This is a genomic window from Methylocaldum marinum, from assembly GCF_003584645.1.
GTDB lineage: Bacteria > Pseudomonadota > Gammaproteobacteria > Methylococcales > Methylococcaceae > Methylocaldum > Methylocaldum marinum.
Genome location: NZ_AP017928.1, coordinates 5,155,014 through 5,168,585, shown reverse-complemented (window position 1 = coordinate 5,168,585; position 13,572 = coordinate 5,155,014). Strand labels below are relative to the sequence as shown.

The following is a 13,572-nucleotide window of genomic DNA, read 5'->3' as shown; positions in this document are numbered from 1 at the left end:
TTCCTCGGTATCCGGACAGGAAAGGAGCGGCATGATGATTGAACGCATCCTCGACTTGTCCATCCGCCACCGCGCGCTGGTGGTGATGCTGACACTCGCGGCGGCCGTGCTGGGCGGCGTCTCGCTCAGGCATCTGTCGATCGACGCGGTGCCCGACATCACCAACCGGCAAGTCCAGATCAATACCCAGGCGCCCGGCCTCTCCCCCACGGACATAGAAAAGCAGGTCACCTTCCCCATCGAAACCGCCCTCGCCGGCATCCCGGGGCTCGATTACACCCGTTCGCTGTCGCGCAACGGCTTTTCGCAGGTAACCGCCGTATTTCACGACGACGTGGACATCTACTTCGCCCGCCAGCAGGTGAACGAACGCCTGCTGGCAGCGCGCGGGACGCTGCCGGCCGGCGCCGAACCCAGCATGGGGCCGATCGCCACCGGCCTCGGCGAAATCCACATGTGGACCGTGGAATACCATCACCCGGACGGACGCGCCGGCCCTCTCGCCGACGGTTCGCCGGGCCGGCAAAGCGACGGACGCTACCTGACCCCGGAAGGACAATACCTCGGGCGGCCCTTGGAACAGGCCGCTTACCTGCGCACCGTCCAGGACTGGATCGTGCGTCCGCAGATCAAGACCGTCCCGGGCGTGGCGGACGTGGATGTCATCGGCGGCTATGTCAAGCAATACCATGTGCGGCCCGATCCCACCCGGCTGCTCGCCTACGGGTTGACCTTCCATGATGTGATCGCTGCGCTCGAACGCAACAACGCCGGCATCGGCGCGGGCTACATCGAAAGCGGCGGTGAAGCGTTCCAGGTCCTCTCCGACGGTCGTCTCGCGAATGCCGGCCAGATCGGCGACGTTGTCGTCGACACGCGCGGCGGCATTCCGATCTACGTTTCGGACGTGGCCGAGATCGGTATCGGCAGGGCCCTCAGGTCCGGCGCCGCTTCCAGGAACGGCGAGGAAGTCGTGGTGGGCACGGCGCTCATGCGGATCGGCGAAAACAGCCGCGAAGTCGCGGCGGCCGTCGGCGCCAGGCTGGAAGAGATCGGCCGGTCCCTGCCCCCTGATGTCCACATCGAGCCGGTGCTGAACCGCACCGAACTGGTGGACGCCACGATCGAGACGGTGCGTAACAATCTGGTGGAAGGCGCCCTGCTGGTCATCGCCGTGCTGTTCTGGATCCTCGGCAACCTGCGCGCCGCCCTGATCACGGCCCTGGTCATCCCCGTCGCCATGCTGATGACGGCGACCGGCATGGTGCAAGCCGGCATCACCGGCAACCTCATGAGCCTCGGAGCCCTGGATTTCGGCCTGATCGTCGACGGCGCCGTCATCATCGTCGAAAACTGCCTGCGCCACCTGAACGACGCGCAGCGCGCCAAGGGACGGCCGCTGACCCGGGACGAACGCCTGCACCAGGTCTTCGTCGCCACTCGGCAGGTGCGCAAGGCCTCGGTATTCGGCGAGGCGATCATCATCGTCGTGTATATACCGGTGCTGAGCCTGACCGGAATCGAGGGCAAGATGTTCCACCCCATGGCGGCAACGGTGATCATCGCGCTGCTCTCGGCCTTCGTACTGTCGCTGACCTTCGTGCCGGCCATGGTGGCCCTGGCGTTCCGGGGCACCGTTACGGAAAAGGACAACCGATTCATACACGCGGCAAGAACCGCCTATACGCCCCTGCTGACAGCCGCCCTCAAGCACCCCGGGAGGGTCTTGGCGGTGGCGGCGGCCATCTTTGCCGGAACCCTGTGGCTGTTCACCCGGCTGGGTCAGGAATTCGTGCCCCCCCTGGATGAAGGCAATCTCGCCGTACAGGCAATGCGCATTCCGGGCACCGGCCTGACCCAATCGTTGGCAATGCAGGCGGAAGTGGAAAAGACCATCGCCCGATTGCCGGAGGTGGCTTACGCGTTCGGCAAGACCGGCACCGCGGAAATGGCCACGGACCCCATGCCGCCCAATATCTCCGATACATTCGTGATCCTCAGGCCGCGCCACGACTGGCCGGAGCCGGACAAGCCCAAGGCGAAGCTGATAGAGCAAATGGAAGCGGCGCTGAAAGAGCTGCCGGGCAACCAATATGAATTCACCCAGCCCATCGAGATGCGTTTCAACGAATTGATCGCCGGAGTGCGCAGCGACGTGGGCATCAAACTCTACGGCGACGACTTCGCCGTCATGCAGCCGCTGGCCCGGCGCATCGCGCGCCTGCTCGGGGATGTGCCCGGCGCGGCGGACGTCAAGGTCGAGCAGACCAGCGGATTGCCCAGCCTCGACATCATCGTCGATCGTGCTGCGATTGCCCGCTACGGTATCGACATCGCCGACGTGCACGAGGTCATCGCCGCCGTGGGCGGGCGCGACGCCGGCCAGGTGTTCGAGGGAGACCGCCGCTACGCCCTGGTGGTGCGTCTGCCGGAAACTCTGCGCACCGATGTCGCGGCGCTCCGGCAACTCCCGGTTCCGCTACCGCCCGGCCGGGAACGGCCGCGGCCGAAGCCAAAAGCCTTCGGTCCGCTCTCGTCGAGCACTGTTGCCGCTAGCGGGGGACTCGTCATCCCGCTGGGCGAAATCGCCCGCGTAGAGACGACCGAAGGGTTCAACCAGGTGAGCCGGGAAAACGGCAAACGCCGCATCGTGGTCCAAGCCAACGTCCGCGGACGCGATCTCGGCTCGTTCGTGGCCGAGGCGCGGCAGCGGATTGCTGCGGAACTGCAATTGCCGGCCGGATACTGGCTGGACTGGGGCGGTCAATACGAGAATCTGGTCAAGGCGAAGGAACGGCTGCAAATCGTGGTTCCGGCGTGCCTCTTCCTGATTTTCCTGATGCTGTTCAGCGCCTTCAATTCCGCCGGCCACGCCGTCCTGATCTTCAGCGGCGTACCGTTCGCGCTCGTCGGCGGCGTGTTGTCGTTATGGCTGCGCGGGATGCCGTTCTCGGTAACGGCGGCGGTGGGCTTCATCGCCCTGTCCGGCGTCGCCGTGCTTAATGGCCTGGTGCTGGTGAGCTTCATAGAACAATTGCGCAAGGAGGGACTGCCGCTCGAGCAGGCAATCACACAGGGCACCCTCACCCGGCTGCGCCCGGTCCTCACCACCGCCTTGGTCGCATCCCTGGGCTTCCTGCCCATGGCACTCGCCACCGGCACCGGCGCCGAAGTGCAGAAACCCCTGGCCACGGTGGTCATCGGCGGATTGATCTCCAGCACACTGCTGACCCTGCTGGTGCTACCGCTGCTTTATCGCTTGCTCGAGTCACACCGGTCGCCGGGATTCATTCGGCTTTTCCGGCACACGGCTTCCGGTGAGCGATATGACTCATGAATCGAGCGAATTGCCACAATCCGCCACGGATACATCGGCGTAAACGTCGGATACAGCAGTGCATCATGACTGGCACGAGTATCGCTGGACACAATTGCTCTTGTTCGATGCTTTCACCATGCCGCTCTCGGACGACGAAATCCAACGCATTTACCTGCACACCCGCACTCGCCTGCATGAGTTCTTCAGACGCCGGCTGCGGTGTCCCGATACCGCAGCCGACCTGGTACAGGATCTCTATCTGCGCCTTCCCAAACTGGAACCCGCACCGTGTACCGGCCAGGAAGTGCGTAACTGGCTTTTCCGGGTCGCCGCCAACCTTGCGGTGGATCATCTCCGAACCGAACAACGGCACGCCGGCCTGCTCGAGGAATATTACGGCGGGGACACCGAGACCGACGATGCGCCAACCCCGGAGCAAGCCGCGTCGGCCTTCGAACAACTCCGGGCGCTCCAGGCGGCGCTCTCCGAGCTTCCCGACCGTTGCGCCACGATTCTTTACCTAAGCCGGCTCGAAGCTTTGACCTACCCCGAAATCGCCAAACGCCTCGGTATTTCCACGAGTTTGGTGGAAAAGGAAATCGCGCGAGCACTCGATCACTGTCGACGTGCACGAGACCAAGAAAACCAAGATTGACGCCTCGATTCCGCCCGATCCGTGTGGCCGGACACCAGCCCATTCGTTATTGTTATATTGCCCGCCCGTAATCGTATGAGCACGCCGATGAACGAATCCGCAGCGGAAGCACGCGAACGCCTGGAGCAGGAGGCTGTCGCCTGGTACGCCCGTCAGATGTCGGGAGAGATGAAAGCCGACGAGCGTGACCATTTCCAAGAATGGCGCGCCCTGAGCCCGGCCCATGACGAAGCTTACCGCAAGATCGCAGAGCTCTGGCAAATGCTGGAGGCTCCTCTCGCTGCCGACCGTGAACGCCGCCTGGCAAAGGGAAAGGCGGTAGAACCCTTCAACGCGAAAATTACGGCATTGGCTTTCGGTTGCACTGATGCGAAAACCTCGCGAACTTCCCGGAAATCCGTCACTCGCAAGGAGAGTTCGCGCCGCCGGCACTTCGGGCTCGCCGCCGCGGCATCGCTGTTGCTCGCGATCGGATTCGCCTTTTTCCCGGATTATCTGCAGCATCCGCTGGCCGATTACCGCACCCGCATCGGCGAACAAACCGCGGTCCGTCTTGCCGACGGCAGCACCGCCCATCTCAACACCGATACCGCCCTGAACGTCAGTCTCGACGATGAGGAAAGGCTCGTCGCTCTACTTCGGGGAGAAGCGGAATTCGAAGTCGCGCGCGACAGCCTTCGACCCTTTCGGGTGAAGGCCGGCAACACCGTCACCGAAGCGCTGGGCACCCGCTTCGTCGTTCGTTACGACGGCTCGCGGGGAACGGTCACGCTGCTGGACGGGAAAGTCCGCACCGGCCGCGTTTCACCGAACGGCGAATTCGTCGGCGCCGTCGATCTCAAGCCCGGCGAGCGGGTAGCCTTCGACGAGCGGACCCTGGGCGAAATTCAAGCCGTCGACCCGGTATCCGCCGATGCCTGGCGCCGCGGACGTCTGATCATGAATTTCGTGGCGCTGACAGACGTGATAGCCGAAATCAACCGCTACCGGCGGCGGCAGGTCGCCCTGTTGAACGACGGTCTTGCCGGGCGTGAAATCAACGTCGCCATCGACATCCGGAATATCGATGCCTGGCTGGACGCGCTCGGAGAGACACTCCCGGTCCGCATCCTCCGCGTAGGTCCCATCGTCCTGCTGGAATCCTGATTCCGGTCAACGCGGCTCGTTGCGTCGGGAAAGGATTCCCGACCTACCGGGTGCCACGGTCGTAGGTCGGCAATTCCTTGCCGACGAAGCCGTTGGCCGGACCGTAGGTGTCGGGAAAGGATTCCCGACCTACTTCTGCCCGCTCGGATCATCCGAAGCGAAAACCGGCGCCGCGCCTGCGACAATCTGCCGCAGGCGCTTTTTTGAGGCTCGGCATTTTCCCGGGCGTTCTTGTCATTGGAAGCCCCCATAACGAGAACGCCCAATGAAGAAAAACAAACCAGTTGCGTCGGTTAAACGCACCGTTACTGCAGGACCCCACCGGCAGCCACTCCCTCTCGCCGATTCTCTCCCCCGCCGGGAGAGAACCGCAGCGGGAACCGCCCGATTCGTAGCCGTCACAGCCTTGCTCGCACTGATCTTGCCGCCGACGGTTCCGGCCGGGGAATCCACGAGCGCCGCTGCGGCCGAAACCGGCCTGCACCGTTTCAACATCGCCCGGCAACCGCTCTATTCCGCCCTCGGCGCCCTGGCCGAACAAGGCGGCATTCAGTTCGTATACACCGCCGAGATGGTCAAGGGACTCACCTCGCCCGGCGTAACCGGGCAGTTCACCATCGAGGAAGCGCTGAAGCGGATATTGGAAGGCTCGGGTCTCGGCTACCGCTTCAGCCGTTCGCATACGATCACGCTGGAGCGCAAGGCGTTACCCGTCTCATCGGGCAGCAACTCGGGGGATACCATCACCCTCGGGAAAGTGACCGTGAGCGACACGGCGGAATACGATCAAAACGATCCGTACAACAAAGACTATGCCGTCTCCAATGCCACTACGGCCACCAAAACCGATACGCCGATCATGGAAACGCCGGTGTCGATTCAGATGCTGCCGCAGCAAGTGTTGAGGGATCAGCAAGCGATAGGCCTGGAGAACGTTCTAAAAAACATCAGCGGCGTGCAACAGCTCTGGGGTGGCGGAAACTTTTACGATTCATTCATCCTCAGGGGCTTCCCCACCCTCGAACACTTCCGCAACGGCGTCCGTCTGCCCGAACATGCCATCGATCTGGCGAATGTGGAACGCGTCGAGGTGCTCAAGGGACCTTCGGCCATGCTTTATGGCCGTATCGATCCGGGCGGAATGATCAGCGTCGTGACCAAGCGCCCGCTGGCGACCCCGTATTACTCGATCCAGCAACAATTTGGCTCCTATGATCTGTACAGGACCACCGTCGATGCCACGGGACCGCTCACGGACAACGGAGAGTTAGCTTACCGGTTCAATTTGTCATATCTCGACGCGGGCTCGTTCCGTGATGCCGTCAACCGTGATCGCATTTTTATCGCTCCTAGCCTGAGCTGGCGACCGACCGAGGACACCGAACTCAATCTGAGCTTCGAATATCGCTCGGAAAACGTACCCTATGATTCCGGCCTGCCCGCTCTCAACGGGCGTGTGATCGACGTACCGATCAGCCGGAACCTGAATCAGCCGATGCGGCAGGACCATATCGAAAGCAAACTCGTCGATTTCAATTGGTCGCACAGATTCGGCGAGCACTGGAAAATCCAGAACGGCGTGGTCGCGCAGGTGGTGGACTATGAGTTCCGCGAACTGCCGACTGCCGAATTCCAGACACGTTTTTCTCCCGAAGATCCATTTCTGCGCCGGGGACTATATTTCGAGGATTTCAGCCGCGACATGCATACGGTTTATTTGAATCTCACCGGAGAGTTCGAAACCTGGGGCATCCGCCATAAAGTCTTGCTGGGAGGGGACTATTACGACAAGGAAACCAACTCGAAAGGGTTTGCCGCCTTTGCCGGGACGGACGAACAAAGAGAGCGGTTCTTCACCTTCGTGAACGTATTCGACCGCTCTACCCTTAAACCGCCCATCGACCTTGCCGCCGCCGAACACTTACGAAAAACGGCGCCTAACGATTTTGGGTTCAGGGAAGAATCCTGGTACGGCCTTTATTTCCAGGATCAGATCACCTTATGGGAAAAACTCCATATTCTCGGTGGCGGACGTCATGACTGGACCCGGGTCAAGAATGCCTTTTCCAACCAGCCGATCCAGGACAGTGACATCAATATCGTGAACACTGAATTCTTCAGTCCCCGCGTCGGGATCGTATATCAACCCTGGTCCTGGCTGTCGATTTACGGAAACTTCGTTGAGTCTTTCGGCCTCAACAACGGCCGCTCGGAAAACAATAAGCCGCTGGATCCCGAAACCGCGACGAATTACGAGGCCGGGATCAAGACCGAGTGGTTCGGTGGAAAACTGGTGTCGAACTTGGCTTATTACCATTTGACGAAGGAGAACATTCTGACCCGAAAGGCCGTGGACGTACCCATTCTCTCTACCATCGGGAAGGCTCGGAGCCAGGGCATCGAACTGGACATCGCGGGCGAGGTTTACGATGGCCTGAGCCTGATAGCGACCTACGCCTACACCGATGCCCGCATCACCGAGAACAACGACGGCAACGAAGGCAACCGCCTCCCCAACGTGCCCGAGCATGCAGCAAGCTTTTGGGGCAAATACACCTTTCAGCAGAACGAACTGCGGGGACTCAGTCTGGGCACGGGCGTGTATTTGGCTTCCGCTCGCCAGGCCGATACCGGCAATACCGTGACCCTGCCGGGATATGTGCGATGGGACGCCTACGCCGCTTATACCTTCAATATCGGCGCGACCAGGCTCACCACGCAGTTCAATGTGAACAACATTCTCGACAAACGTTATTTCTTCAATGGTGACGCGCAGTTGTTCGGCGCGACCGCCAACAACAATTTCCCGGGCGAACCGTTAACCTTCATGGGTTTGGTGCGCCTGGAGTACTGAGGCGCCGTCCAGGCCAACCGAGTCCGGATGGCGTGTAACGAAATCCGGAAAAATCGAAATCGCCGCATTGCCGGCTTTCACTCGTTTCATCCGGGTTACCGTCCCGGATCCGGCAAGGATTCCGGCCGCGTTCGGCAACCCGGGTTCCCGGTTCAGCCCTATCTTGCGGACGAGCGCCAGTCCCGTCGCTTCTCCCGGCTCAGCGGCAATAGTGCACGCATTTTTTCATCCCCGCTCGAAACAACTACGCCGGTCCGGAAAAAAATTTTCATCCGACCATGGGGGGAACGCCTCCGTGATTCGTCTTATTACAGTGAGGGAGCGGCGAAACGTCGGAACCGGGTGGCTGTCAACGGATTACCCCCTACGCCCGGTCCCTAAGTCAAACCGTCATGTCGGCAGCAAGGGTCGCGTTTGAAGCGACGGATTGCTTGTCAGAACTGCCGACAGCCAAGCGCACAGTGATGTGGTCCCGGCCAATGCCAACCTTGGCTTTCGGGTTTCGGCGTTTCTTGCCGAAACGACGAGGCCGGAGTTGACTTAGCATCGTTGCCTAGCGTCGTCGCCCCCTCGCCCACAACATCGATGTTTTGCCGTATTCGGGTTGCGAATCGGCTCTTTCGCCGCAAAGAAAGGGAGCCTTCCAATGATCAAAGCCACTCAACTGAGCAAGCGCTACGACGGCATCACGGCACTGCATGCCCTGGACCTGCACGTAGGCCGCGGAGAAATTTTCTGTCTTCTCGGCCCCAACGGCGCCGGCAAGACCACCACCATCAACCTGTTTCTCGGATTCCTTGCTCCGGACGGCGGAACAGCCGAAATCAACGGACTCGAAGTGAGCCGTCATCTTCTCGAGACCAAGCGGTATCTGGCCTATATTCCGGAACAGGTGAATCTTTACCGAAATCTGTCCGGCCTCGAGAACCTGGCTTATTTCAGCGCCCTCGCCGGACACGCCTACTCTCGCCGCGAACTCCTGGATTTTCTGATCGAGGCCGGATTGACCGAGGCCGTTGCAATGCGGCCGGCCCACACTTATTCCAAGGGCATGCGCCAGAAGGTCGGGATCGCCGCAGCACTGGCCAAGGACGCGCGGGCGCTGCTTCTGGACGAACCCACCTCGGGCCTCGATCCCGCCGCCTCGCACGAATTTTCGCAATCGCTGCGCAAACTGGCCGAGCGCGGCGTTGCCGTTCTCATGACCACGCACGATCTCTACCGCGCCCAGGACGTGGCGTCGCGGGTGGGCATCATGAAACAGGGCCGGCTGCTGACGGTCCAGGCTCCCGGCGAACTCAGCCACGCCGATCTCGAAAGCCTTTACCTGGAGCACGTGCAATGAACACCGCGTTCCGTGCGACCCTGGTGAAAGAATTCAAGGAAGTCCGACGCGACGGGCGTCTCCTGGCTTGCATACTGATCGTGTTCGCCCTGGTCGCCGCCGCCGGCGCGGCCGGCTGGCAGCACGGCCGGGACCTGGAGCGGCAGCGGCTCGCGGCGACGCAAGCGGAACGCGCGCGCTGGCTGGGCCAGGGCGAAAACAACCCGCACAACGCGGCCCATTACGGCGTCTATGTATTCCGCCCGCTGAGCGCGCTGGCGACACTGGACCCCGGCATCGTCGATTTCGTCGGACAGAGCGTGTGGCTGGAAGCCCACCGCCAGAACGAATCGGTCTACCGCCCGGCCCAGGACACCACCGCCGTGCAGCGTTTCGCGCCGCTGACGGCGGCCATGGCCTTGCAGCTTTTCGGGCCGCTGCTGATCATCCTGCTCGGTTTCAACGCTGTCGCCGGCGAACGCGAGCAAGGAACGCTGCGCCAGGTATTGAGTCAGGGTGCCGACTTGCGCGGCTGGGTTCTGGGCAAGGCCGCTCTGTTGCTGGCCGCGGCGCTGGTCGTTCTGACGCCCGCCGGAATCGTGTCGGCCTTCGCCGGAGACGACGGCCTGCCCTTCCTTTGGAGCCGTGCGCTGCCGTACGCGGCGGTCTACTTCCTGTATCTCGCCATATTCGCCGGCCTCACCCTGGCGGTGTCGGCCCGAACCGAATCGGCCCGCACGTCCCTCGCCATCCTCCTGAGCCTGTGGGCCTTCTCGTGCATTTTGGCGCCCCGCGCCGTGGCGAGTATCGCCGAATCACTTTACCCGCTGCCCGCCGCGAACGAATGGAGGGCGGCGCTCAGGGCGGATCTGAAAGCCGGACATCTGAGCGAACAAACGATCAAGGCCGACTTGATGCGGCGCCACGGGGTCGACCAGGTCGAGGATTTGCCGGTGAACTGGCGCGGAATCCTGATCCAGCGGAACGAAGAAGGGAGCAACGAGGTGTTCGACCGCCATTTCGGCCGGATCTTCGATCAGATTCGGCGGCAGGACGAAGTGTATCAATGGGGCGCCCTGATTTCTCCCCTGCTCGCCCTGCAAACCCTGTCCATGGCGCTGGCCGGTACCGACTTCGAGCACCACCGCGATTTCGTGCGCGCCGCCGAAGACCACCGACGCCGCATACAGTGGATCCTCAATGAAGATTTGAGCCGGCATCTCGAAAAGGACTGGGGCGAATACCAGGCCGGCCCGGAGCTCTGGGGGCGGATACCCGAGTTCCGCTACGAACCGTCTCCATTCCGCGATCTGGCCGGCCGCTATCGGACCGCCGCGTTCTTGCTGCTGGCTTGGTCGGTCGGCTGCGCCGTCTGGGGAGCCCGCATCGTCCGCCGGCTTGCGCCTTCGATAACCGATTTCGTATGGAAAAAGGAAGAGTCCGATGTGGATCGTCCAGTGGAAGCATGAACTGAAACTTATGGCGGCGGACCGGCTGGTTTTCGGACTGGCGGCGGTGCTGGCCGGGCTGATCGCCTACGGGCTTTACAACGGCGTGTCCTGGGCACGTTTCCAGGAACGGGCCATCGCCTCCGCCCGCGCCGAGGAAAGCGAAGCCATCGTGGCGTCGAAACGCCAGGCCGAGCGCGTCCGCAAGGGCGAGGAGCAGGTTTCTTACTGGAACAGCCCGGTCGACGTACGCGGCTTCACCTGGGCGCACCTGGTACGCTACGCGGTCAAACCGCCGGCTCCCCTGGCACCGCTCGCGGTGGGACAGAGCGATCTCTACCCGTATTTGGTGAAGCTGAACATCAACGCCAAGGCCGGTTTCGCCGACACCCATGAAACCGTGAATCCGCGCAAGCTGCTGCTGGGGCCGTTCGACTCCGCCTTCGTGATCGTCTATCTGCTGCCCCTGTTCATTCTGGCGCTCAGCCACGACCTGCTGGCCTCCGAGAAGGAAGCCGGCATTCTCGGCCTGCTCGCGGCCCAGCCGGTTTCCCTGCGGCGTCTCCTGTCCTTCAAGATCGGCTTTCGTCTGGCGTTTCTTCTGGTCCTGACGGCGGGTCTGCTGCTCGTCTCCGTGGCGGTGGCGGGCATCGACCCGCGCCAGCCCGGAGTCGGCTGGCGCCTCGTCGGCTGGTTCGGGATCGTGTTCGCCTATTGCGGATTCTGGTTCGCGCTGGCGATGCTCGTCGTCAGCCTCGGCTGGCGCTCCGCCACCAATGCCGTGGTCCTCGCCGCCTCGTGGCTGACGGCGGTGATTCTCCTGCCGGCCGGCGTGAACGTGTTCCTCGCCGCGGCATACCCGATGCCGAATCGAATGGGCTATATCGAGCATCTGCGGGATGCGACCGACGACATCCGCAAAGCCAAGGACGAGATCGCCGAGGGCTTTTTCGCAGACCACCCGGAGCTGCGGCCGGGCGCGGAAAGCACGGAAGACGAATCGAAATGGGTTCTGGGCCAGCTCGAACTGGATCGGCGCATGCAGGCGGCGGTCGCCGAATTCACCGATGCGCTGCAGCACCAGCAGGATCTCGCCGAGCGCCTCAAGTTTTTCTCGCCGGCTCTGCTGACGCAGAGTGCATTTCTGGAGCTGACCGGTACCGGCCTGGCCCGGCACCGCCAATTTCTCGCCCAGATCGATGCCTACCACGCCGAACTGCGGGATTTCTTCAATCCCAAGCTGATCCGCGGGGATTTCGCTTTCGATGCGTTCGACGAGATTCCCCGCTTCGAATACCGGGAGGAGTCCGCCGGCGATCTCGCGGGACGGGTCGGGACGGATCTGCTCGGACTGGCCGTTCCCGCGCTGCTCATGGGATGGCTGGCGTCGATCGCGGTCCGGCGCTACCGGGTCGTCGGACCGTAAACCGGAAACGCGTTTCCGCCGGAACGCCATTGAACCGCGGGCGTTTTCTTCCCGGAGACACCGTTTGCGATTGGAAGAAAGGCAGGTGAAGGCCTTTTCGTCCGAATGTTCACGAAAATCTTCTGCTCCGACTGAAAGCTGATCGGAGCGTCCTTTGGGTGCCGGTCAAGGGGGAATTCGATCACCCTACCTTGCGGTCGCGGCACATTCGCCTGCCCTTCTATCGTATAAGACGTTTGAGGAACGCATTTCCCCACCCCCTGGACGAAAAAATTATCCTGCGGGTAAGAATCCACGGAAACCGGGATTACCGCCTTGACGATTCATCCATTCGGAGTCGTTCGGTGGTGAGCAATATGCCTCACTACCGTGTGAAATACCGCAAACGAAGCCGGGTACCATCCCGAACCAAAAGGCAGATCCGGCGCCGGCTTTTGCGCCATTTCATCGGTTTACGGCCTCCGAACAAACGCAAATCCAATTCCCCCACACGCCGAAAGCTCCCCGATACGGGACGAACGAGGCGCGTAAACCGCGTGGCACGGATGCTGCCTCTCTTATCTTTCGATCGCACTCACGGATTCTGCAGCGTCCTTCCCTTCGAAATCTTCGAGATGACTCGTCGACAACACACTATCCTGGAACAGCTCTATCGGGACAATGCCGATAGCCTGCTCGGCTTTGTCAACCGACGCATGGACGTCCAGGACGCCGAGGACCTGGTCCAGAACGCTTTTTTGCGCATGGCGGAGGCGGTTCCGGAACGCCCCATTGAAAACCCGCTAGGGTACCTCTACCGAATTTCCGCCAACCTGATCGTAGACCACCTCCGCCACCGGCAACGCCGGTTCGATTTCGCGGCGTTGGAAGACGACGCGCTCGAAGTTCACGATCCGGCACCGGACATGGAAGCCATGGTTTTTTCCCGTCAGCAGATCGACCTGCTCAAACAGGCGCTGAGGGAATTGCCGCCCCGGTGCCGGGAAGTCTTTATCCTGCATAAATTCCGCCACCTCAGCTACGCCGAAATCGCGGCCCGGCTCCAGATCTCCGAAAGTACAGTCGTCAAGCAGATGATCAAGGCACGCGCACATTGCAAACGCCAGGTTTACGGGAAAGAGGAAAAAGAGGAATAAGCCTGAATTCCCACGGTACTCCATTCCGAACGGTGCTGTCGAGCCACGGGTTCGTCGGCAATGGATTGTCGACCGACATAGATTTTCCGAAACCATGGGCGCATGACTTCACGTCGCCCGGCGTATTTCGACCAATCTAATCGAAGCCCGGGCAAGTCCACTCGATGAGCGGTTCGTATGCCGTAGGACTTTCCCGAATGTACTTGAACGGAGCAACGCCACCAAAAAGCCGGCCCGCCGTGCAATCGCGTACGTAGCCGCTTC

General features: G+C 61.7%; 8 protein-coding genes. All 8 read left to right on the top strand.

Features of this window, described 5'->3' with window-relative positions; translation table 11 throughout:
* Nucleotides 1–31: 31 nt before the first annotated feature.
* The 8 genes from sS8_RS23070 to sS8_RS23035 all read left to right on the top strand — a co-directional run bounded on the left by sS8_RS23070 (nt 32) and on the right by sS8_RS23035 (nt 13,308).
* Entirely contained in the window at nt 32–3,337 is a 3,306-nt protein-coding gene (locus tag sS8_RS23070) for an efflux RND transporter permease subunit (RefSeq protein WP_456299276.1), read from the top strand.
* Between the two features lie 58 nt (nt 3,338–3,395).
* Nucleotides 3,396–3,974 carry an RNA polymerase sigma factor gene (locus tag sS8_RS23065; RefSeq protein WP_232020401.1) on the top strand — a complete coding sequence of 193 codons (579 nt, stop codon included), beginning with the start codon at nt 3,396–3,398 and terminating at the stop codon, nt 3,972–3,974.
* Between the two features lie 87 nt (nt 3,975–4,061).
* Nucleotides 4,062–5,120 carry a FecR family protein gene (locus sS8_RS23060; RefSeq protein ID WP_119632971.1) on the top strand — a complete coding sequence of 353 codons (1,059 nt, stop codon included), beginning with the start codon at nt 4,062–4,064 and terminating at the stop codon, nt 5,118–5,120.
* Between the two features lie 265 nt (nt 5,121–5,385).
* A complete protein-coding gene (locus tag sS8_RS23055; RefSeq protein WP_119631821.1) occupies nt 5,386–7,974 on the top strand; it encodes a TonB-dependent siderophore receptor in 2,589 nt (862 codons plus the stop codon).
* 646 nt (nt 7,975–8,620) lie between these two features.
* Entirely contained in the window at nt 8,621–9,319 is a 699-nt protein-coding gene (locus tag sS8_RS23050; protein WP_119631820.1) for an ABC transporter ATP-binding protein, read from the top strand.
* On the top strand, nt 9,316–10,767 hold the full coding sequence (locus sS8_RS23045) for an ABC transporter permease (RefSeq protein WP_119631819.1): 1,452 nt from the start codon (nt 9,316–9,318) through the stop codon (nt 10,765–10,767). The genes sS8_RS23050 and sS8_RS23045 overlap by 4 nt, the downstream gene beginning before the upstream one ends.
* Nucleotides 10,742–12,172 (top strand): DUF3526 domain-containing protein, encoded by a 1,431-nt coding sequence (locus tag sS8_RS23040; RefSeq protein WP_119631818.1) that lies wholly within the window; start codon nt 10,742–10,744, stop codon nt 12,170–12,172. Before sS8_RS23045 ends, sS8_RS23040 begins: the two co-directional genes overlap by 26 nt.
* A 614-nt stretch (nt 12,173–12,786) precedes the next feature.
* The gene (locus sS8_RS23035; RefSeq protein ID WP_170161222.1) at nt 12,787–13,308 is read left to right on the top strand and encodes an RNA polymerase sigma factor; all 522 of its coding nucleotides are present in this window, start codon (nt 12,787–12,789) and stop codon (nt 13,306–13,308) included.
* The last annotated feature ends 264 nt before the right edge of the window (nt 13,309–13,572 follow it).

Coding starts and splice junctions, on each gene's coding strand:
- sS8_RS23045 (WP_119631819.1), top strand. CDS start 9,316: ATGAACACCGCGTTCCGTGCGACCCTGGTGAAAGAATTCAAGGAAGTC.
- sS8_RS23070 (WP_456299276.1), top strand. CDS start 32: ATGATGATTGAACGCATCCTCGACTTGTCCATCCGCCACCGCGCGCTG.
- sS8_RS23060 (WP_119632971.1), top strand. CDS start 4,062: ATGAACGAATCCGCAGCGGAAGCACGCGAACGCCTGGAGCAGGAGGCT.
- sS8_RS23055 (WP_119631821.1), top strand. CDS start 5,386: ATGAAGAAAAACAAACCAGTTGCGTCGGTTAAACGCACCGTTACTGCA.
- sS8_RS23035 (WP_170161222.1), top strand. CDS start 12,787: ATGACTCGTCGACAACACACTATCCTGGAACAGCTCTATCGGGACAAT.
- sS8_RS23040 (WP_119631818.1), top strand. CDS start 10,742: ATGTGGATCGTCCAGTGGAAGCATGAACTGAAACTTATGGCGGCGGAC.
- sS8_RS23050 (WP_119631820.1), top strand. CDS start 8,621: ATGATCAAAGCCACTCAACTGAGCAAGCGCTACGACGGCATCACGGCA.